The organism is Pseudomonas sp. Marseille-QA0332, from assembly GCF_054950175.1.
The window spans coordinates 3,683,402-3,703,599 of the sequence record NZ_CM143106.1; the positions used below are offsets into that span (position 1 = coordinate 3,683,402).

Below are 20,198 nucleotides of genomic sequence, written 5' to 3' on the forward strand. Positions count from 1 at the left end.
TCAGTGCTCCAGGTCATGGCGGTTGACACGTCTCTCCAGGCGGTGCTGGAAATGCGCGAGGATACTGGCCAGCACCCAGTAGATCAGTGCTGCCGCCAGGTACAAGGTAAAGACCTCGAAGGTTCGGGCGGTGATCAGCTGCGCCTGGCGGAACAGCTCCGGTACCTGGATGGTGGCGGCCAGGGCGGTGTCCTTGACCAGCGAAATGAAGCTGTTGCCCAGCGGTGGCAAGGCGGTGCGGGCAGCCTGGGGCAGGATAGCCCGGCGTAACGCCTGGGCCCGGGTCATGCCGATGCTGGCCGCTGCCTCCCACTGGCCTCGGTCGATCGAGCCGATGGCCGCTCGCAGAATCTCGCAGGCATAGGCCGCCATGTTCAGCGAAAAGCCGATCAGGGCAGCGGGCAGCGGGTCGAGCTCCAGGCCCACCTGCGGCAGGCCGTAGTAGATCACGAACAGCTGCACCAGCAGTGGCGTGCCGCGAAAGAACGACACGTAGACACGCGCCAGCCAGTTGATCGGCCACAACCGCGACAGGCGCATCAGCGCCAGGACGAAGCCCAGCAGCAAGCCGAAGAACATGCCGCCGACACTGAGGACCACCGTATAACCGGCGCCCTTGAGCAGGAAGGGCGCCGACTGGATTGCCAGCTGCAGGCTTTGCTCGATCATTTGGTCACGTCGGCTCCGAAGTATTTCTCGGACAGCCTGGTCAGGATGCCGTCAGCCTTGAGCGTGTCGATCGCCTGGTCGATCGCCGCGAGCAGTTCCGGCTCGCCCTTGCGCAGCGCCACGCCCGATTCCAGGCGTGAGAACGCTTCCCCAGCGAGGGTCGTGTCCTTGGCCTTCTGGGCATACTCCAGTGCTGCCAGGCGATCGATGAGGATTGCGTCGATGCGGCCGTTGCGCAGGTCGGCGAACTTGCTCGGGTCGTCCTCGTAGGTGCGAATGTCGGCGTTGGGCACCTGTTGTCTGACCCATTGCTCATAGTTGGTGCCCAGGCCCACGCCAACCTTCTTGCCGGCCAGGTCGGTGGCCGACCTGATGTTCAGCGCGTCGGCCTTGCTCTTGAGCACCAGGGCCTGGATGCCGGACACCGTATAGGGCTTGGAGAAGTCGTACTTCTTCTGGCGCTCCTCGGAGATGGTCACCTGATTGACCACGATGTCCAGGCGCCTGGATTCCAGGGCGGCCAGGATGCCATCCCACTTGGTAGGCTGGATCTTCGCCTGCACGCCGAGCTTCTGGGCGATCAATCCTGCCAGTTCCACTTCGAAGCCGGCCAGCTTGCCGTCTTCATCCATGAAACTGAACGGCGGATAGGTGCCCTCCAGCCCGACGTTGATCTGGCCTTTTTCCTGGATGGTCCTGAGCAGGTCGCCGGCCTGGGCCTGGCTGACCAAGCCGGTGCCCAGCAGCAAGGCCAGGCTGGCATGAAGAAGCGGTCTGGCAAATCGCATCATGGTACGGCTCCGCGCTTGTCATGAAGGAGGATGCCTATGAGGGTAGGCGAAGATTGCCATTCACGTAGGCGACCGACTCTTCAAGCTGTGGGAATTGTCTTAGAGTGGGCGAAACTGGCTGCGCCTTCCTGAACATGATTGCCGGATGAGGAGATCACCGTGAGCGACAACCCAGCAACCGAGCTTTGGCAACTGCAGACCATCGTTGGCGGCCTGCGTGGCGCGCGCGCGCAATGGCGTGCCAGCAATGGCCGCAGCAGTGGCGAACGTGGCGGGCGCGAACTGCCGTCGCGCGAAGCCATGCGCAGAATCCTCGAGCAACTGTGCGGTGCGCTGTTTCCAATGCGCCTGGGCCCGGCGGATCTGCGCGAGGAAAGCGAGGACTACTACGTGGGCCATACCCTGGACGCGGCACTGACCGCACTATTGGCACAGGCACGCCTGGAGCTGCGCTATGTGGCACGCCAGGACAAGTCCGCGCAGGCCGAGGCGGATGCCCGCGCCTTGCGTCTTGTCCAGGATTTCGCCGCCGCGCTGCCGCAACTGCGCGTGCTGCTCGATACCGATGTCCTGGCCGCGTACCACGGTGACCCGGCCGCGCGCAGCGTCGATGAAGTGTTGCTGTGCTATCCCGGGGTCCTGGCCATCATCCATCACCGCCTGGCTCACCATCTCTACCGGGCCGGCTTGCCTTTGCTGGCCAGGATCAGCTCGGAGCTGGCGCACTCGGCGACGGGCATCGACATCCACCCCGGTGCGCAGATCGGCCCCAGCTTCTTCATCGACCATGGCACCGGGGTGGTCATTGGCGAGACGGCGATCATCGGCAAGCATGTACGGATCTACCAGGCGGTGACCCTCGGCGCCAAGCGCTTCCCGGCGGATGAGTCCGGCCAGTTGCAGAAGGGCCATCCGCGTCACCCGATCGTCGAGGACGATGTGGTGATCTATGCCGGCGCGACCATCCTCGGACGGATCACCATCGGCAAGGGATCGACCATTGGCGGGAATGTCTGGCTGACCCGTAGCGTACCGCCGCAAAGCAACATCACCCAGGCGAACCTGCAGCTCGATTGCCGGGGTTGAATCGTGGCAGTACCTCTGGGAAATCGCGCGTTCGGCGGCTTCGCGCAGGGGCAGGTGCACCGGGTCGCACACTTGTCACGGCAGGTCCCGCCTGTCATGGCGGTTCGCTTTGAAGCAGGATCCATGTTTAACTTGAACGCTTGTTCAACATAAACGCTGGTCCGCTGCCGGTGTTCACTCGGAGGTTACCCTTTGCTGAACCCGTTCAATCCGACTCCACCGTACTACAACGAGGTGCATCGTCCATGAATGCACCCACGAGCCTTGCCAACGACAAGATCCGCATGAACCCCCCGGTGTTCTGGTTCGCGGCGACATTCATCCTGCTCTTCGGCCTGATCGTCATCCTCAACCCCCATGCGGCGGGTGAGTGGTTGCTCGCCGCGCAGAACTGGGCGGCCAATACGGTCGGTTGGTACTACATGCTGGCGATGACGCTGTACCTGGTCTTCGTGGTGGTCACCGCCTTGTCCGGCTACGGCAAGATCAAGCTCGGTGCCGACCACGACGAGCCCGAGTTCAGCTACCTGTCCTGGGCCGGCATGCTGTTCGCCGCCGGTATCAGTATCACCTTGTTCTTCTTCTGCGTCTCGGAACCCTTGACCCACATGCTGCAACCGCCCCAGGGCGAGGCTGGCACGGTCGAGGCCGGACGCCAGGCCATGCAGCTGCTGTTCCTGCACTGGGGCCTGCATGGTTGGGGGGTGTTCGCCTTCGTCGGCATGGCCCTGGCTTACTTCGCCTATCGTCACAACTTGCCCCTGGCCCTGCGCTCGGCGCTGTATCCGCTGATCGGCAAACGCATCAACGGACCGATCGGCTATGCGGTGGACGGCTTTGGCATCATCGCCACGGTGTTCGGCCTGGGCGCGGACATGGGCTTCGGCGTGCTGCACCTCAATGCCGGGCTGGACTATCTGTTCGGCATCGACCATAGCCAGTGGGTCCAGGTGGTGCTGATCGTGCTGATGATGGGCGCGGCCGTCGCCGTGGCAGTGGCCGGGGTCGAGAAGGGAGTACGGGTGATGTCCGACCTCAACCTGTTCCTGGCCTGTGCGCTGCTGCTGTTCGTGCTGTTCGCCGGGCCGACCCAGCATCTTTTCAATACCTTGATCCAGAACCTGGGCGACTATCTTGGCGCCCTGCCGCGCAAGAGCTTCGATGTCTACGCCTATGGCGAGAACCGCGACTGGCTGGGCGGCTGGACAGTGTTCTACTGGGCCTGGTGGATCGCCTGGTCGCCTTTCGTCGGGTTGTTCATCGCGCGCATTTCCCGCGGCCGGACCATCCGCGAGTTCGTCTTCGGGGTATTGCTGATTCCGTTGGGCTTCACCCTGGCGTGGATGTCGATCTTCGGCAACAGCGCCATGTACCAGGTCCTGGAGCACGGCATGACCGCGCTCGGTCAGTCGGCCTTGCAGGACCCTTCGATGAGCCTCTACCTGCTGCTGGAAACCTATCCCTGGAGCAAGGTGGTCATCGCTGTCACGGTGTTCATCAGCTTCGTGTTCTTCGTCACTTCGGCTGATTCTGGCACGGTGGTGCTCTCGACGCTCTCGGCCAAGGGCGGCAGTGCCGACGAGGATGGACCCAACTGGCTACGGATCTTCTGGGGCGCGATGACCGCGCTGGTCACCAGCAGCCTGCTGTTCGCCGGCAGCATCGACTCGCTCAAGTCGGCGGTGGTGCTGACCTCGTTGCCATTCTCGCTGATCCTGCTGTGCATGATGTGGGGGTTGCACAAGGCCTTCTACCTCGAGTCCCAGCGGCGCATCGCGCAGATGTATTCGCTGGCACCGTTCGCCGTGACCCGGCGAGGTCGGGGCGGCTGGCGTCAGCGCCTGAGCCAGGCGGTGCATTTCCCGTCGCGAGACGAGGTATATCGTTTCATGGACGACGTGGTGCGTCCGGCGATCGGCGAAGTCACCGAGGTGTTCGAGCAGAAGGGCCTGAAGCTGATCACCCAGGAGGATCCAAGTCATGACAATGTCAGCCTGAAGATCGGCCACGGCGAAGAGCAGCCGTTCATCTACCAGGTACAGATGCGTGGCTACTTCACCCCATCCTTCGCCTTGGGCGGATTGGGTACCCAGGAACTGAAGAACCGGCGCTACTACCGGGCCGAGGTGCACCTGAGCGAAGGCAGCCAGGATTACGACCTGGTGGGCTACAGCAAGGAGCAGATCATCAACGACATCCTCGACCAGTACGAACGTCACATGCAGTTCCTGCACCTGGTGAGATAAGGGCGCATGGAGGCGGCCGCGTGCCGCCAGATCCTGAAGCCGCTGCGCGCCTGTCGCGGCCGGTCCGGCGCCCCGGCGGCGATGGGCCGCACAGCGGCCCTGAGTCCGCCAAACCATCACCGCCGTACCTGTTGGCGCGACCTGCGCATGCGCCATTGTCTCACCAAGCCTTCCAGATCCTGAGGCCGCTGCGTGCCCTGTCGCGGCATGACGGCCGCTCCTGCACACGCTGCAACCTGTTACCGCACGGTCAGGGTTTTCGCGACCAGCGTCTTTTCTTATGCCGTAAAAATCTTAGAAATTCATAGAACGGTCATTTTGGATTTATAAGATTGTCATTATGCTGTAGCCGCTGGTCCTTAGACCAAAGTCTTGAAACGACTAGTAACGATTGACTTGAATGTCCCTCATTGGTGCTAAATCGCCAATCGAGCAGTGAGCAGGACAGAAGATCCTGCGCTGACGACCGACAAGAATTAGAACGTAAAGGAGCAACACATGAACAAGTCCAGCCTGGCCTTGGCCGTGGCCCTGGGGGTCTTCGCCCAACAGGCAGCCGCTGCCGGTTTCATCGAGGACAGCAAGCTGTCCCTCAGCTCGCGTACCATGTATTTCGACAACGACAACCGTGAAGGTGGCAGCGACAACCGTGAGTCGGGCCAGGGCTTCAAGCTCGACTACCTTTCCGGCTTCACCCAGGGCACCGTCGGCTTCGGTGTCGATGTCCAGGCCCTGTGGGGTATCCACCTCGATGGCGGCCGGGGCCATCACCCGGACAACAGCACGTTCTTCCCCAGCGACAGCGACGGCTCGGCCGTGCACGACTGGTCGCGCATCGGCGGCAACCTCAAGGCCCGCTTCTCCAAGACCGAGGCGCACTTCGGTAGCGCGCTGGCCCCGGCCCTGCCAATCCTGGTCAGCAACGACGGTCGCCTGCTGCCGCAGACGTTCGAAGGCGCAACCATCCAGTCCAAGGAAATCGACAACCTGACCATCAACGCCGGTCAGCTGACCCATGCCATGGGCCGTGCCTCGAGCAACCGTACCGGGCTGTCGATCGCAGGCGCCACCCAGGACAGCAACAAGTTCCGCTATGGCGGTGTCGACTGGAAGGCCACCAAGGACCTGACCCTGCAGTACTACTACTCGAACCTGGAAGACTTCTACAAGCAGCACTTCCTGGGTCTGGTACACGTCCTGCCGATCTCCGACAACCAGTCGTTCAAGACCGACCTGCGCTACTTCGACAGCAGCAGCGACGGACGTAACGGCGATGCCGGTTACCGCTTCAACCAGAACGGTGGCTATGGCAAGAACCTGGGCGAGGTGGACAACAGGACCTGGTCGGCCATGTTCACCTACTCCATCGGCAGCCACGCCTTGATGCTCGGGCATCAGCAGGTCAGCGATGACGGCGGCTTCGTCTGGCTGAACCAGGGCAGCGTGGTCGACGGCAACGGCCGCGCCGAAGGCGCTGGCGGTTCCAGTTTCTACCTGTTCACCGACAGCATGATCAACCAGTTCGCCAAGGCCGGTTCCAACACCACCTTCGGCCAGTACACCTATGACTTCGCCCGAGTCGGCGTGCCGGGCCTGAAGGCTTCGGTTGCCTACCTGCACGCCGAAGACGTGCGCAATGCCAGCGGTGATGGCACCTTCAAGGAATGGGAACGCGACGCGCGTATCGATTACGTGATCCAGGAAGGTCCGCTCAAGGGCCTGGGCACCAGCCTGCGTCACGGTGTCTATCGCGGCAGCGGCGGCAGCTCGCTGGCTGACCAGGACCAGACTCGTCTGATCTTCAACTACACTTACAACTTCCTGTAAGACGTAGTGATGGAAAGAGCCTCGCTTTTGCGAGGCTTTTTTTCAGGCGAAGCTAGATATTCTTAAATCGAATAAATAAATCAATATCCATTCTTTTTATTCTTTCCATGAAGCAGGCACATTGAACCCATGAACGTCTAAGGCAGAGGAGCTGCACCATGAGTCTCAAACTTGGCGACATCGCCCCTGATTTCGAGCAGGATTCCAGTGCTGGAAAGATTCGTTTCCATGAGTGGCTCGGCGATAGTTGGGGCGTGCTCTTCTCCCATCCGGCCGATTTCACTCCGGTCTGCACCACCGAGCTGGGCCTGACGGCCAAGCTCAAGGACGAGTTCGCCAAGCGCGGCGTGAAAGCCATTGCGCTGTCCGTCGACCCGGTCGATTCGCACCATCGCTGGATCGAAGACATCAACGAGACGCAGGCCACGGTCGTCAACTTCCCGATCATTGCCGACGCCGATCGCAAGGTCTCCGACCTCTACGACCTCATTCACCCCAATGCCAATGACACACTGACCGTCCGCTCCCTGTTCGTGATCGATCCGCACAAGAAGGTCAGGCTGATCATCACCTATCCGGCCAGCACCGGGCGCAACTTCAACGAAATCCTGCGGGTCATCGATTCGTTGCAGCTGACCGACAGTCACAAGGTCGCCACGCCGGCCAACTGGCAGGAAGGCGACGATGTGGTCATCGTGTCGTCGCTCAAGGACGAGGACGAGATCAGGCAACGGTTTCCCAAGGGTTACAAGGCCGTCAAGCCATACCTGCGCCTGACGCCACAACCCGATCGTTGAGCATCCTCGTTGTATCGCTCTTAGCCATCGCAGGGCTATTCGGGCCGTTTCGACGGCCCTTTTTCATGCCTGTCGACCGGGGTGGGAAGCCGCGCTCGCAACTGATCGCACACGAAAGCGTAGGAGTCAGGATATATTCATTAATAGTATAAACAAATAAAAAAATATGATTTATAGATATATGGGAGAACCTGTTAGTGTTTCTTCATCCAGCGGGGCCTGACAACCTCGCGCACCAGACCTGAATTTGAGGAAGCGCTTCGATGCTGGTTGTTTCCATCGGTGGTAGTCCCAGTGCCCGTTCTCGCTCCGGCCTGTTGCTCGAGCGCTCACGGCAATGGTTGCAAGCCCAAGGCATCGAGGTGGCCACTTTCCAGGTGCGGGACTTTCCCGCCGAAGACCTGCTGCACGCACGCTTCGACAGCCCCCGGGTAGAACATTTCCAGCAGCTGGTAGCCCAGGCGGACGGCCTGGTCGTGGCGACGCCGGTGTACAAGGCCTCGTTCGCCGGTGCCCTCAAGACCCTGCTCGATCTGCTACCGGAGCGCGCCCTGGAATACAAGGTCGTGCTGCCGATCGCTACCGGTGGCAGCATCGCTCACCTGCTGGCGGTGGACTATGCGCTCAAGCCAGTGCTTTCGGCGTTGAAGGCCCAGGAAACATTGCAGGGGATCTTTGCTGACGACAGCCAGATCACCTATGCGCAAGGAACCAGCCCAGTCTGCCTGGCACCGGCCCTGGAGCAACGGCTGCAGGACGCCCTGAGCCAGTTCCACGGCGCCCTGGCACGTCGACCCAGACCGCTTGCCCCTGGGCTGTTGAACGAGCGGTTGCTCAGCGCGCGCTGGAGCATCTGAGCGATATCTTCATCACTGCTGTGCCCCACCTTACTTGCCCGCCAACGGTCAAGCAGGTGCAACCCGAACCTCATTCGTACAGGAGAGCGCCATGCGCACGATCTTCTGGCGTCGCGGTCTGGTCGCCCTGTTTGCGGCGGCTGTATCCCTCGGCGCCATCACCCAGGCCCAGGCTGAAAGCCTGCGTATCGGCTACCAGAAATACGGCACCCTGGTGCTGCTCAAGGCCAGAGGCTCGCTCGAGAAGCGCCTGGCCGAACAGGGCATCCAGGTGCAGTGGACAGAATTCCCCGGCGGCCCGCAGCTGCTCGAAGGGCTGAACGTCGGCTCCATCGACTTTGGCGTGACTGGCGAGACACCCCCGGTGTTCGCCCAGGCCGCCGGCGCCGACCTGCTGTACGTGGCCTACGAGCCGCCTGCCCCGCATAGCGAGGCGATCCTGGTACCCAAGGACTCGCCGATCCAGTCGGTCAAGGCACTCAAGGGCAAGAAGGTCGCCCTGAACAAGGGCTCGAACGTGCATTACCTGCTGGTGCGCGCGCTGGAGGATGCCGGCTTGAAGTACAGCGATATCCAGCCGGTGTACCTGCCGCCCGCCGATGCCCGCGCCGCCTTCGAGCGTGGCAGCGTCGACGCCTGGGTCATCTGGGACCCGTACCAGGCCGCCGCCGAGCAGCAATTGCAGGCGCGTACCTTGCGCGATGGCAAAGGCCTGGTCGACAACCACCAGTTCTACCTGGCGACTCGCGACTATGCGACCCGACACCCAGCGGTCCTCAGCATCCTGATCGACGAGGTCCGCGCGATAGGCGAGTGGTCCCAGGCCAACCCTCGCCAGGTCACCGAGCAGGTCGCGCCGCTGCTGGGCCTGCCGGCCGATATCACCCTGGCCTCGGTCAGGCGCCAAGGCTATGGGGCCGCGCCCCTCACGCCGGAAGTGGTGGCCGCGCAGCAGAAGATCGCCGACACCTTCCAGGCCCTGAAGCTGATCCCTAGGCCCTTGAGCATCGAGGACGTGATCTGGACACCCCCTGCCAAGGTCGCCAGCGCGCCTTGACCATCTTGCATCGGCCGGGGCTGCGCTCCGGCATGAGCCACCCTTGAGGAGACAACTCCAATGAGCCTTGAAGTATTCTGGTTCCTTCCAACCCACGGCGACGGCAAGTACCTTGGCACCTGCGACGGTGCTCGCGCGGTCGATCATGGTTACCTCCAGCAGATCGCCCAGGCGGCCGATCGGCTCGGCTTCGGCGGCGTGCTGATTCCCACTGGCCGCTCCTGCGAGGATTCCTGGCTGGTGGCAGCGTCACTGATCCCAGTGACCCAGCGACTGAAGTTCCTGGTCGCCTTGCGCCCAGGCATCGTTTCACCGACCGTGGCCGCGCGCCAGGCCGCGACCCTGGACCGGCTGTCCGGCGGTCGTGCGCTGTTCAACCTGGTGACCGGTGGCGATCCAGACGAGCTGGCCGGCGACGGCCTGTTCCTCAGCCATGAGGAACGCTACCAAGCCTCGGTGGAATTCACCCGCATCTGGCGCCGGGTGCTCGAGGGCGAAGTGGTGGACTATGACGGCAAGCATCTGCAGGTCAAAGGTGCCAAGCTGCTGTATCCGCCGATCCAGCGTCCACGCCCGCCACTGTACTTCGGCGGCTCGTCCGAGGCGGCCCAGGACCTGGCCGCCGAGCAGGTCGAGCTGTACCTGACCTGGGGCGAGCCACCGGCGGCGGTGGCCGAGAAGATCGCCCAGGTTCGTGCCAAGGCCGCAGCCCAAGGCCGCAGCGTACGCTTCGGCATCCGTTTGCACGTGATCGTGCGGGAAACCAACGAACAGGCGTGGAGCGCTGCCGAGCGGCTGATCTCGCACCTGGACGATGAGACCATCGCCCGCGCCCAGGCTTCGCTGGCCCGCTTCGACTCGGTCGGCCAGCAGCGCATGGCGGCACTGCATGGCGGCAATCGCGATCAGCTGGAGGTCAGCCCCAACCTGTGGGCCGGCGTCGGCCTGGTACGCGGGGGCGCCGGGACCGCATTGGTCGGCGATGGGCCGACTGTCGCCGCACGGGTCAGGGAATATGCCGAACTGGGTATCGACACCTTCATCTTCTCCGGCTATCCGCACCTGGAGGAGTCGTACCGGGTGGCCGAGCTGCTGTTCCCGCACCTGGACCTGCAACGTCCGGCGCAACCGGCTAGCGGCGGCTACGTGAGCCCGTTCGGCGAGATGGTCGCCAACGACATCCTGCCCAAGTCGGTCGCACAGCGTTGAGGGCCTGGCCATGAGTCGTCCAACCAACCACGGCTGGGCCGGGCGTCTGGCCCCCTGGGCGCTGCCGGTGCTGCTGCTGGCCGCCTGGCAACTGGCGGTGAGTGCCGGCTGGCTGTCGACCCGCATCCTGCCGGCGCCCAGCGCGGTGCTCGGCGCTGGCGTCGAGCTGGTACGCAGCGGCGAGATCTGGACGCACCTGGCCATCAGTGGCTGGCGCGCGGCACTGGGCTTCGTGATCGGTGGCAGCATCGGCCTGTTGCTAGGTTTCATCACCGGGCTGTCCAACTGGGGCGAACGCCTGCTCGACAGCTCCGTGCAGATGATCCGCAACGTCCCGCATCTGGCCCTGATTCCCCTGGTGATCCTCTGGTTCGGTATCGACGAGTCGGCGAAGATCTTCCTGGTGGCGCTGGGGACCTTGTTCCCGATCTACCTCAACACCTACCACGGCATTCGCAACGTCGACCCGGCCCTGGTGGAGATGGCGCGCAGCTACGGACTGTCCGGCTTCGGCCTGTTCCGCCAGGTGATCCTGCCCGGCGCGTTGCCGTCGATCCTGGTCGGCGTGCGCTTCGCCCTGGGTTTCATGTGGCTCACGCTGATCGTCGCCGAGACCATTTCCGCCAATGCCGGCATCGGTTACCTGGCGATGAATGCCAGGGAATTCCTGCAGACCGATGTGGTGGTCCTGGCGATCGTCCTGTACGCGGTGCTCGGCAAGCTGGCCGACCTGGCCGCCCGTGGCCTGGAGCGCGTCTGGCTGCGCTGGCACCCTGCCTATCGACCCGTGAAGAGGGAAGGCCCATGACCTCGCTCGAACGACAGCCGCCACGCCTGCTGCGTGGCATTCCGTTGGCCGCCGATGGTCTGCGCAAGGCATTCGGCCAGCGGGAAGTGCTACGTGGTATCGACTTGCATGTCCCGGCTGGGCAGTTCGTGGCCATCGTCGGACGCAGCGGCTGCGGCAAGAGTACCTTGCTACGGCTGCTGGCCGGGCTCGACCAGCCCAGCGCCGGACGTCTGCTGGCCGGCGCCGCGCCATGGCCGGAGGCTCGCGAAGAAACCCGGCTGATGTTCCAGGAGGCGCGTCTGCTGCCCTGGAAGACAGTCATCGACAACGTTGGCCTGGGCTTGACGGGCGACTGGCGAGCGCGGGCGTTGAAGGCGCTCGAGGCAGTCGGCCTGGCCGAGCGCGCCAACGAATGGCCGGCAGCCCTGTCAGGCGGGCAGAAACAGCGCGTGGCGCTGGCCCGTGCGCTGATCCACCGGCCGCGCCTGCTGCTGCTCGACGAACCGCTTGGCGCACTCGATGCGCTGACACGCATCGAGATGCAGCAGTTGATCGAACAGCTGTGGCGCGAGCATGGCTTCACCGTCCTGCTGGTCACCCACGACGTCAACGAAGCCGTGGCCGTGGCCGACCGCGTCATCCTCATCGAGGAGGGTGAGATCGGTCTGGACCTGAGCGTGGACCTGCCACGCCCTCGCGCCCGTGGCTCGCATCGCCTGGCGGCGCTGGAAAGGCAGGTGCTCGAGCGCGTGCTGACGCTGCCCGGCATCTCGCCCGAACCCGAACCTGTAGCTCACCTGCCCACGCAACTGCACTGGGCGCACTGAACCCCAAGCCACGAAGAAGGAATCAAGCCATGACCATCAAAGCCATCAATGTCCGCAACCAGTTCAAAGGTACCGTGAAGGAAATCCTCGAAGGCCCGGTACTTTCGGAAATCGACGTGCAGACCGCCTCTGGCATCGTCACCTCGGTGATCACCACCCGCTCGGTTCGCGAGCTGGAACTGACCGTCGGTAGCGAGGTGATCGCCTTCGTCAAGTCCACCGAGGTGTCGATCGCCAAGCTGTGAAGTCCGGCGCGAGGCCCGGAATCGGTATCGTCTGCGGCAGGCGTGGTTGTCAGGCGGCCTTGTGCAGACGATACGGTGTCGCGCGGTCCTGGAGCGGCCGCAAAGCAATAGGGAAGGGGCCTACGTAACCCGCAAACGTCTTGCAAGTAAAAGCGAACCCATGAAGGGGTTCCGGACATGGCACCGTCCTGCCGCTATCAGTTGCGGCGCACCGTGGGGGTGGCTATCTCCTGGCCAGGTAGGGCGGCAGGTACAAGCCCAGGTAAGCCTCGAACACCCGTTTTCCTTCCTCGGCCATGCGCGCCGTGATTTCGCCATGCAACTGGATCGACCGGGCATAGACCCGGTCGCTCAGCTCCATGGCCAAGGCAAAGACGTCCACTTCGGGCGGCAGCGGCGGAAGCTGGAAATGCTGGTCGAAAAGCCCGTGCATCAAGCTGCTCAACTCGAGGTCATGCTGGCGATCGGCCTGGTTGACCTCGGCGAGACCGTGCTGGGCAAGGATCAGCTGGCGGGCGGCGGCATCCTCGCCATAGAGGTCGAGCATGCGTTGCTCGAGCAGCCGTGACAGGTCATGCCAGGTGTTCAGCGTGGTGCCGTCGATCGGTGCCTGCAAGGCCTGGCGAAAGGCCTTGTGCACGTCGGCGGTGAGGGCTTCGAGCAGCGCCGGGACGCTGGCGAAGAAATGGTAGACCGACGAGGGCGGGATCTCCGCCAGCCGGGCCACATCGTACATCGACAACCCCGACAGGCCTGCTTCGGCCAGCCGCACGCGAGCGGCCGCGAGGATGCTTTCGATCCGCGCCTGGCTGCTGGCGCGTGGCCGGCGCTGGCCGAGCGACCGACTCATCAGGTACCGACGGCCAGGATGCTTGCCTGATAAGCGCCGACGAACAGGTCGAAGTCGCCGACTTCCTGTTGTTCCAGGCGAGCCTGCTCTTCCAGCGACTGGCGGACCAGCGTTTCGAACTCCTGCTGCCGGGCCGGGTCGAGCGGCGCGTTGCGGAAGGTATCGGCATGGGCCTGGCTCTGGCGCAGCGCGAAGCGCACGAAGCTCTCCTTGTGCTCGCGCATGCTGGCCAGGACCTGGGCCGAGGGAGTCAGCGCGGCGTCATCGATCTTGGCTTGCTGCAGGGCGAGCGCCTTGTGGTGCTCATCGCCGCCTTGCGCCTGGTCGAGCAGCGCAGCCAGTGGCGCGATGCGCTCGATGAGTTCGGTGGCCCACGCCTTGAGCGTCACCGGCTGGCCGTTTCGTTGCAGTTCCAGGCCAGGGCGGCGACCTTGCTTGACCACTGACAGGAAGTTGCTGGTGCACTGCGCGCACTCGTCACCACTGAGCTGCGGGCTCTGTTCGAGCGCGCAATACAGCAGGAACGCATCGAGAAAGCGCGCTTCGGCCAGGTCGATGCCGACTGGCAGGAACGGATTGATGTCCAGGCAACGTACTTCGACGTACTGCACCCCACGGGCCATGAGCGCCTGGACCGGACGCTCGCCGGTATAGGTGACGCGCTTGGGGCGAATGTTGGAGTAGTACTCGTTTTCGATCTGCAGGATGTTGGTATTGAGCTGTATCCAGTCGCCGTCCTTGTGCGTGCCGACCTCGACGTAGGGCTGGTAGGGCGTGGCCACGGCCCGGCGCAGGCTGTCGGTATAGCTGGTCAGATCGTTGTAGCAGGGCGTCAGGCCTGCCTGGGCGTTGCTCTGGTAGCCCAGGTCGCTCATGCGCAGGCTGGTGGCGAAGGGCAGGTACAAGGTCTCGGCGTCGAACGTCTCGAGCTGGTGGGGACGGCCCCTGAGGAATCCGGCATCGAGCGCCGGCGACGCGCCGAACAGGTACATCAGCAGCCAGCTGTAGCGGCGGAAGTTGCGGATGAGGGCGATATAAGCAGCCGACTGGAAGTCGCGATCGTCCAGGCTGCTCGCTTCGGCCTGGCGCAACAGTGGCCAGAGCGCCTCGGGCAGCGAGAAGTTGTAGTGGATCCCGGCGATGCACTGCATGGTCCGGCCGTAGCGCAGGGCCAGGCCCTTGCGATACACGTGCTTGAGCCTGCCGATGTTGGAGGTGCCGTATTCGGCGATCGGGATGTCCTCTTCCGCTGGCAGCGTGCAGGGCATCGACGGGCTCCACAGGTATTCGCTGCCGAGCTTGCCGAGGACGAAGCGGTGGATCTGCTCGAGGTTGTCGAGCACCTGCGCCGGGTCGGTCAGCGCCGGCGTGATGAACTCCAGCAGCGATTCGGAATAGTCGGTGGTGATCCGCTCGTTGGTCAGCGCCGAACCAAGGGTTTCTGGATGGGGTGTCTGTGCCAGGCGACCTTCGGCGGTCACGCGCAGGCCTTCACGCTCGATGCCGTGCAGGCACTGCTTGAGCAGGGGAAGATTGGCGCCGAGCAGGCTCAGGCGGCGATTGAGGAGGTCGCTCAAGATGTATTCCTTCACACGTCAGTCGGCCCAATATGGGGGTAGCGTCGACGGTCTACAAGGGTAGGGAACGAGGAACTGGCGTTGTCGCCTGGTCTATGCGAACTTCGGCAGTGCTGCGCACTGCCGAAAGTACCGCAACGAGGATTTGGCAGCTAGAGGACGGCAAACGTTCCTTGCGCCTTGGCGACCAGCTTGTCGCCCTGGCACACGTCGGCTTCGACCACCAGCGTGCGCCTGCCGGCATGCAGCACGCGGGCGACGCAGCAGACCTCGCCGTCGCTGACGGCGCGCAGGTAATTGATCTTGCATTCGAGCGTGGCGCTGCGCTGGTCGAAGCCGTGGCTGGCCGAGCAGGCCAGGCCCATGGTGATGTCCACCAGGCTGAACAGCACGCCGCCATGCAGGTTGCCGCCACGATTGCGCAACTGCGGGGCCAACGCCAGGGCGACCTCGGCCAAGCCGCTGTCGAGCTTTTGCAGGCGGCAGCCCAGCAGGCGACTGAAGGCGCTTTCAACCAATTCGGCCGGGACGTCCATCATTTCTTCTTCAACTGCTTGGCATTGGCGAACAGCGAGGCCATGGCGCTGTTGACCGGTGCCGCGGCTTCACGCTGGCGCGGCTGCTGCTGGCGGGCGCCGGCGGCGCTGTCGCGGCGCGCGCCACGGTTGCCTTCGACCTTTTCGCCCGGGGTATCGCTCATGCGCATCGACAGACCGACACGCTTGCGCGGGATATCCACCTCCATGACCTTGACTTTGACCACGTCCCCGGCCTTGACCGCCTCGCGCGGGTCCTTGACGAATTTTTCCGACAGGGCGGAGATATGCACCAGGCCGTCCTGGTGCACGCCGATGTCGACGAAGGCACCGAAGTTGGTGACGTTGGTCACTACGCCCTCGAGGATCATGCCCGGCTGCAGGTCCTTGAGGTCCTCGACGCCATCCTGGAAGGCGGCGGTCTTGAACTCGGGACGTGGGTCGCGGCCCGGCTTGTCGAGTTCCTGGAGGATGTCGGTGACGGTGGGGAGGCCGAAGGTCTCGTCGGTGAACTTCTTCGGGTCCAGGCGCTTGAGGAAGCTGCTGTCGCCGATCAGCGAGCGGATGTCGCGGTCGGTTCCGACAGCGATGCGTTGCACCAGCGGGTAGGCTTCAGGGTGAACGGCCGAGGCATCCAGCGGGTTGTCGCCGTTCATCACGCGCAGGAAGCCGGCGGCCTGCTCGAAGGTCTTCTCGCCCAGGCGGCTGACCTTCTTCAGGGCCGCGCGGGTGGCGAACGGGCCATTGGCGTCACGGTGCGCGACGATGTTCTGGGCCAGGGTCGCGTTGAGCCCGGAAATCCGCGCCAGCAACGCCGCCGAGGCGGTATTGACGTCCACGCCGACGGCGTTGACGCAGTCTTCGACCACCGCATCGAGGCTGCGCGCGAGCTTGACCTGCGAGACATCGTGCTGGTACTGGCCGACGCCGATCGACTTGGGATCGATCTTCACCAGCTCGGCCAACGGGTCCTGCAGGCGTCGCGCGATGGACACCGCGCCACGCAGCGACACGTCGAGCTCGGGGAACTCGCGGGCCGCCAGCTCCGAGGCCGAATACACCGAGGCCCCGGCTTCGGAAACCATGACCTTGGTCATCTTCAGCGCGGGATACTTCCTGATCAGTTCGGCGGCCAGCTTGTCGGTTTCCCGGCTGGCGGTGCCGTTGCCGATGGCGATCAGCTCGACCGAATGCTTGGCGCACAGCGCGGCCAGCACGGCGATGGTGCGGTCCCATTCGTTCTTCGGCACGTGTGGATACACGGTCGCGGTATCGAGCAGCTTGCCGGTGCGGTCGACCACCGCGACCTTGCAGCCGGTCCGCAGCCCAGGGTCCAGGCCCAGAGTCGTCCGTGGCCCGGCCGGAGCGGCCAGCAGCAGGTCATGCAGGTTGTGGGCGAAGACGTTGATCGCCTCGCCCTCGGCCGCGTCGCGCAGCTCGCCGAACAGGTCGGTTTCCAGATGAGTGTAGAGCTTGACCTTCCAGGTCCAGCGCACCACTTCGGCCAGCCATTTGTCGGCCGCGCGGCCCTGGTTGGCCAGGCCGAAATGCTCGCCGATCATCAGCTCGCAAGGATGCAAGGTGCCCGGCAGTTCCTCGCCGACCTTCAGCGAAGCGCCAAGCACCCCTTCGTTGCGCCCGCGGAAGATCGCCAGGGCTCGATGGGACGGTACGCCGCGCAGTGGCTCGTCGTGGGCGAAGTAGTCACGGAACTTGGCGCCTTCCTCTTCCTTGCCGGCCACCACCCTGGCGCTGAGCACGGCCTCCTGCTTGAGGAAGCCACGCAGCTTCTCGAGCAGGCCGGCATCCTCGGCGAAACGCTCCATGAGAATGTACTTGGCGCCCTCGAGCGCCGCCTTGACGTCGGCGATGCCCTTGTCGGCATCGACGAAGCGGGCCGCCTCGGTCTCGGGCGCCAGCTGCGGGTCGCCGAGCAGGCTGTCGGCCAGTTCGCCAAGGCCAGCCTCCAGGGCGATCTGGCCCTTGGTGCGGCGCTTCTGCTTGTAGGGCAGGTAGAGGTCTTCCAGGCGGGTCTTGGTATCGGCCAGCTGGATGTCGCGGGCAAGCTCTGGGGTCAGCTTGCCTTGCTCCTCGATGCTGGCAAGGATGCTGGCGCGGCGCTCGTCGAGTTCGCGCAGGTAGCGCAGGCGCTCTTCCAGGTGACGCAACTGGGTATCGTCCAGGCTGCCGGTCACTTCCTTGCGGTAGCGCGCGATGAAGGGCACCGTCGAGCCTTCGTCCAACAAGGTGACGGCCGCCTCGACCTGCTGCGGGCGTACGCCCAGTTCCTCGGCGATACGGCTGTTGATGCTGTGCATGGAAACCACCTGATCAATTGTGTCGATGCAAAAGGCCGCGGGCCGGCGGCGCTGGCTGAAAGTCGCGCATTATACGCATCGCGCCAGGGTTGCGGTGATGGCCAGCTGCCTCGTGGCGGCACGTCCGCGTCAGCCTCCATCAGGCCCGCCGGCCTGCCTCAGGCCAGGCAGGCCGAGGCCCCGTCGCGTGGCGCGCTGGCAGTGCCAGGCGGGGAAAAATCTGCTAACAATGCATACGGCACGGCCGCGAATGGCTACGCCATAATGCGCGCCGAGATCAGAGGAGTTAGTCATGAGCAGCACTGCAAACGTCGCTGAAGGCGAAAAGATTCTCATCGTCGATGATGATCCGGGGCTGAGCAGCCTGCTGGACCGGTTCTTCACCAGCAAGGGGTTCCGTACCCGCACGGTGCCGAACGTCGAGCAGATGGATCGCCTGCTGGCCCGTGAAGTCTTCAACCTGGTGGTGCTCGACCTCATGCTCCCCGGCGAGGATGGGCTGTCCGCCTGCCGACGCCTGCGTGCCGCGAACAACCAGATCCCGATCATCATGCTCACCGCCAAGGGCGACGAACTCAGCCGGATCAAGGGCCTCGAGCTGGGGGCCGACGACTACCTGGCCAAGCCGTTCAACCCGGACGAGCTGGTGGCGCGCGTCAAGGCGGTGCTGCGCCGGCAGGCTCCAAGCGTGCCTGGCGCGCCAGGCAGCGAGGACGAGACGGTGACCTTCGGCGACTACGAGCTGTCGCTGGCCACGCGCGAACTCAAGCGCGGCGACGAGGTGCACATGCTCACCACCGGCGAGTTCGCGGTACTCAAGGCGCTGGTCATGCATGCGCGCGAGCCGCTGACTCGCGACAAGCTGATGAACCTTGCCCGCGGGCGTGAATGGGATGCGCTGGAGCGCTCCATCGACGTGCAGATTTCCCGCCTGCGCCGGATGATCGAGCCGGACCCTTCCAAGCCACGCTACATCCAGACGGTCTGGGGCGTCGGTTATGTATTCGTGCCGGATGGAAGCGCCGGCAGATGATGCTCGGCCGATGGGCTGAGCATGTCGCGACAGGGCGACCCGAACGGGTCGCCCTGTTTTCGTCTGTGGCGGATGGCATCGCGAGCATGTGCGCTTGCGTGCGTTCCTGTTGATTGGTGCCTGATGAAAACCCCGCTTTGGTTCCCACAAAGTTTCTTCGCCCGCACGCTGTGGCTGGTGCTCATCGTCGTCCTGTTTTCCAAGGCGCTGACCCTGGTCTACCTGCTGATGAACGAGGACGTGCTGGTCGACCGGCAGTACAGCCATGGCGTGGCCCTGACCCTGCGCGCCTACTGGGCGGCCGACGAGGAGAACCGCGAGCGCATCGCCGAGGCCGCCGGGCTGATCCGGGTCACCGGGGCGGGGGTGCCGCAGGGCGAGCAGCACTGGCCCTACAGCGAGATCTACCAGCGCCAGATGCAGGCCGAGCTGGGCGAGGACACCGAGGTACGCCTGCGCGTGCATGCGCCGCCGGCGCTCTGGGTCAATGCACCGAGCCTGGGGCCTGGCTGGCTCAAGGTGCCTCTGTATCCGCATCCGTTGCGCGGGCAGAAGATCTGGAACGTGCTGGGCTGGTTCCTGGCGATCGGCCTGTTGTCCACCGCATCGGCATGGATCTTCGTCCGCCAGCTCAACCAGCCGCTCAAGCGTCTGGTGTTCGCCGCCCGGCAGCTTGGCCAGGGGCGCAGCGTGCGGCTGCCGATCAGCGACACGCCAAGCGAGATGACCGAGGTCTATCGCTCCTTCAATCAGATGGCCGAGGATGTCGAGCAGGCCGGGCGCGAGCGGGAACTCATGCTGGCTGGCGTCTCGCATGATCTGAGGACGCCCCTGACCCGCCTGCGCCTGTCCCTGTCCTTGCTGGCCAACGACAGCGAGCTGACCGACGACATGGTGCGCGACATCGAGGACATGGACGCGATTCTCGACCAGTTCCTGGCGTTCATTCGCGATGGCCGCGACGAGCCGGTGGAGGAAGTCGACCTGGGCAGCCTGATCCGCGAGGTGGTGGCGCCCTACAACCAGGCGCAGGAGCGAGTGCGCCTGTGCCTGGAGCCTATTCCGCCGTTCCCGCTGCGCAGGGTCTCGCTCAAGCGGATGCTGACCAACCTGATCGGCAACGCCCTGCATCATGCCGGGCAGGGCGTGGAAGTCGCTGCCTATGTATCGGGCGACCATAGCGCACCCTACGTCGTGCTGAGCGTGCTCGATCGAGGCGCGGGGATCGACCCTTCGGAGCTGGAAACCATCTTCAACCCGTTCATTCGCGGCGACCGGGCCCGCAGCGGCAAGGGCACCGGGCTAGGCTTGGCGATCGTCAAGCGCATCGCCGCCCAGCACGGCGGCAACGTGGAGCTGCGCAACCGTTCGGGCGGGGGGATCGAGGCTCGCGTACGCCTGCCGCTCGGCTTGATGCTCCCACGCGACGCGGTGTGAACCTCGGGCGCCCGTCGACAGGGCGCCCTTCTGGAGCCGCCGGCCG

Annotated in this window: 18 protein-coding genes; 12 read left to right on the forward strand and 6 right to left on the reverse strand. The window is 64.3% G+C overall.

Features of this window, described 5'->3' with window-relative positions:
* Nucleotides 1-669 (reverse strand): cystine ABC transporter permease, encoded by a 669-nt coding sequence (tcyL, locus tag ACY8GK_RS17010; protein WP_196175030.1) that lies wholly within the window; start codon nt 667-669, stop codon nt 1-3.
* Nucleotides 666-1,460 (reverse strand): cystine ABC transporter substrate-binding protein, encoded by a 795-nt coding sequence (gene tcyJ, locus ACY8GK_RS17015; RefSeq protein ID WP_462401682.1) that lies wholly within the window; start codon nt 1,458-1,460, stop codon nt 666-668. Before tcyJ ends, tcyL begins: the two co-directional genes overlap by 4 nt.
* 159 nt (nt 1,461-1,619) lie before the next feature.
* On the opposite strand from tcyJ, the gene epsC reads away from it, so the two are divergent.
* The 10 genes from epsC to ACY8GK_RS17065 all read left to right on the forward strand — a co-directional run bounded on the left by epsC (nt 1,620) and on the right by ACY8GK_RS17065 (nt 12,401).
* Entirely contained in the window at nt 1,620-2,546 is a 927-nt protein-coding gene (gene epsC / locus ACY8GK_RS17020; RefSeq protein ID WP_196175026.1) for a serine O-acetyltransferase EpsC, read from the forward strand.
* A gap of 245 nt (nt 2,547-2,791) precedes the next feature.
* The gene (betT, locus tag ACY8GK_RS17025; RefSeq protein WP_462401683.1) at nt 2,792-4,792 is read left to right on the forward strand and encodes a choline transporter BetT; all 2,001 of its coding nucleotides are present in this window, start codon (nt 2,792-2,794) and stop codon (nt 4,790-4,792) included.
* 498 nt (nt 4,793-5,290) lie between these two features.
* Entirely contained in the window at nt 5,291-6,619 is a 1,329-nt protein-coding gene (locus ACY8GK_RS17030; protein WP_196175022.1) for an OprD family porin, read from the forward strand.
* 158 nt (nt 6,620-6,777) lie between these two features.
* The gene (locus tag ACY8GK_RS17035; protein WP_462401684.1) at nt 6,778-7,416 is read left to right on the forward strand and encodes a peroxiredoxin; all 639 of its coding nucleotides are present in this window, start codon (nt 6,778-6,780) and stop codon (nt 7,414-7,416) included.
* Between the two features lie 263 nt (nt 7,417-7,679).
* The gene (gene ssuE, locus ACY8GK_RS17040; RefSeq protein WP_196175017.1) at nt 7,680-8,273 is read left to right on the forward strand and encodes an NADPH-dependent FMN reductase; all 594 of its coding nucleotides are present in this window, start codon (nt 7,680-7,682) and stop codon (nt 8,271-8,273) included.
* A gap of 91 nt (nt 8,274-8,364) precedes the next feature.
* Nucleotides 8,365-9,330: a sulfonate ABC transporter substrate-binding protein gene (locus ACY8GK_RS17045; protein WP_462401685.1), complete on the forward strand. Its 966-nt coding sequence runs from the start codon at nt 8,365-8,367 to the stop codon at nt 9,328-9,330.
* A gap of 60 nt (nt 9,331-9,390) precedes the next feature.
* On the forward strand, nt 9,391-10,539 hold the full coding sequence (gene ssuD / locus ACY8GK_RS17050; protein ID WP_196175014.1) for an FMNH2-dependent alkanesulfonate monooxygenase: 1,149 nt from the start codon (nt 9,391-9,393) through the stop codon (nt 10,537-10,539).
* A 10-nt stretch (nt 10,540-10,549) separates the two neighbouring features.
* Complete coding sequence (gene ssuC / locus ACY8GK_RS17055; protein ID WP_196175012.1) at nt 10,550-11,347, forward strand: aliphatic sulfonate ABC transporter permease SsuC; 798 nt, start codon at nt 10,550-10,552, stop codon at nt 11,345-11,347.
* On the forward strand, nt 11,344-12,156 hold the full coding sequence (gene ssuB, locus ACY8GK_RS17060) for an aliphatic sulfonates ABC transporter ATP-binding protein (protein ID WP_196175010.1): 813 nt from the start codon (nt 11,344-11,346) through the stop codon (nt 12,154-12,156). The genes ssuC and ssuB overlap by 4 nt, the downstream gene beginning before the upstream one ends.
* Nucleotides 12,157-12,185: 29 nt before the next feature.
* On the forward strand, nt 12,186-12,401 hold the full coding sequence (locus tag ACY8GK_RS17065) for a TOBE domain-containing protein (RefSeq protein WP_196175008.1): 216 nt from the start codon (nt 12,186-12,188) through the stop codon (nt 12,399-12,401).
* Between the two features lie 223 nt (nt 12,402-12,624).
* On the opposite strand, the gene ACY8GK_RS17070 is transcribed toward ACY8GK_RS17065, so the two are convergent.
* The 4 genes from ACY8GK_RS17070 to ACY8GK_RS17085 all read right to left on the reverse strand — a co-directional run bounded on the left by ACY8GK_RS17070 (nt 12,625) and on the right by ACY8GK_RS17085 (nt 17,682).
* Nucleotides 12,625-13,251 carry a TetR/AcrR family transcriptional regulator gene (locus tag ACY8GK_RS17070; protein WP_196175007.1) on the reverse strand — a complete coding sequence of 209 codons (627 nt, stop codon included), beginning with the start codon at nt 13,249-13,251 and terminating at the stop codon, nt 12,625-12,627.
* Nucleotides 13,251-14,843: a glutamate--cysteine ligase gene (gshA, locus tag ACY8GK_RS17075; RefSeq protein WP_196175004.1), complete on the reverse strand. Its 1,593-nt coding sequence runs from the start codon at nt 14,841-14,843 to the stop codon at nt 13,251-13,253. Before gshA ends, ACY8GK_RS17070 begins: the two co-directional genes overlap by 1 nt.
* Nucleotides 14,844-14,980: 137 nt before the next feature.
* Complete coding sequence (locus ACY8GK_RS17080; protein ID WP_462401686.1) at nt 14,981-15,364, reverse strand: PaaI family thioesterase; 384 nt, start codon at nt 15,362-15,364, stop codon at nt 14,981-14,983.
* Entirely contained in the window at nt 15,364-17,682 is a 2,319-nt protein-coding gene (locus ACY8GK_RS17085) for a Tex family protein (RefSeq protein ID WP_462401687.1), read from the reverse strand. The genes ACY8GK_RS17080 and ACY8GK_RS17085 overlap by 1 nt, the downstream gene beginning before the upstream one ends.
* A gap of 292 nt (nt 17,683-17,974) precedes the next feature.
* Here ACY8GK_RS17085 and ompR point away from each other — a divergent pair, with 292 nt between their 5' ends.
* Nucleotides 17,975-18,715, forward strand: coding sequence for an osmolarity response regulator transcription factor OmpR (gene ompR / locus ACY8GK_RS17090; RefSeq protein WP_196174998.1), 741 nt, complete (start codon nt 17,975-17,977; stop codon nt 18,713-18,715).
* A gap of 123 nt (nt 18,716-18,838) precedes the next feature.
* Nucleotides 18,839-20,152: an ATP-binding protein gene (locus ACY8GK_RS17095; protein ID WP_196174987.1), complete on the forward strand. Its 1,314-nt coding sequence runs from the start codon at nt 18,839-18,841 to the stop codon at nt 20,150-20,152.
* The last annotated feature ends 46 nt before the right edge of the window (nt 20,153-20,198 follow it).

Bases quoted from the DNA above. Each gene is read 5' to 3' on its own strand.
- ACY8GK_RS17065 (WP_196175008.1), top strand. From the start codon at position 12,186: ATGACCATCAAAGCCATCAATGTCCGCAACCAGTTCAAAGGTACCGTG.
- ACY8GK_RS17095 (WP_196174987.1), top strand. From the start codon at position 18,839: ATGAAAACCCCGCTTTGGTTCCCACAAAGTTTCTTCGCCCGCACGCTG.
- ssuC (WP_196175012.1), top strand. From the start codon at position 10,550: ATGAGTCGTCCAACCAACCACGGCTGGGCCGGGCGTCTGGCCCCCTGG.
- ACY8GK_RS17030 (WP_196175022.1), top strand. From the start codon at position 5,291: ATGAACAAGTCCAGCCTGGCCTTGGCCGTGGCCCTGGGGGTCTTCGCC.
- ssuB (WP_196175010.1), top strand. From the start codon at position 11,344: ATGACCTCGCTCGAACGACAGCCGCCACGCCTGCTGCGTGGCATTCCG.
- betT (WP_462401683.1), top strand. From the start codon at position 2,792: ATGAATGCACCCACGAGCCTTGCCAACGACAAGATCCGCATGAACCCC.
- ACY8GK_RS17035 (WP_462401684.1), top strand. From the start codon at position 6,778: ATGAGTCTCAAACTTGGCGACATCGCCCCTGATTTCGAGCAGGATTCC.
- tcyL (WP_196175030.1), bottom strand. From the start codon at position 669: ATGATCGAGCAAAGCCTGCAGCTGGCAATCCAGTCGGCGCCCTTCCTG.
- ompR (WP_196174998.1), top strand. From the start codon at position 17,975: ATGAGCAGCACTGCAAACGTCGCTGAAGGCGAAAAGATTCTCATCGTC.
- ssuD (WP_196175014.1), top strand. From the start codon at position 9,391: ATGAGCCTTGAAGTATTCTGGTTCCTTCCAACCCACGGCGACGGCAAG.
- ACY8GK_RS17085 (WP_462401687.1), bottom strand. From the start codon at position 17,682: ATGCACAGCATCAACAGCCGTATCGCCGAGGAACTGGGCGTACGCCCG.
- tcyJ (WP_462401682.1), bottom strand. From the start codon at position 1,460: ATGATGCGATTTGCCAGACCGCTTCTTCATGCCAGCCTGGCCTTGCTG.
- ACY8GK_RS17080 (WP_462401686.1), bottom strand. From the start codon at position 15,364: ATGGACGTCCCGGCCGAATTGGTTGAAAGCGCCTTCAGTCGCCTGCTG.
- ACY8GK_RS17070 (WP_196175007.1), bottom strand. From the start codon at position 13,251: ATGAGTCGGTCGCTCGGCCAGCGCCGGCCACGCGCCAGCAGCCAGGCG.
- ssuE (WP_196175017.1), top strand. From the start codon at position 7,680: ATGCTGGTTGTTTCCATCGGTGGTAGTCCCAGTGCCCGTTCTCGCTCC.
- ACY8GK_RS17045 (WP_462401685.1), top strand. From the start codon at position 8,365: ATGCGCACGATCTTCTGGCGTCGCGGTCTGGTCGCCCTGTTTGCGGCG.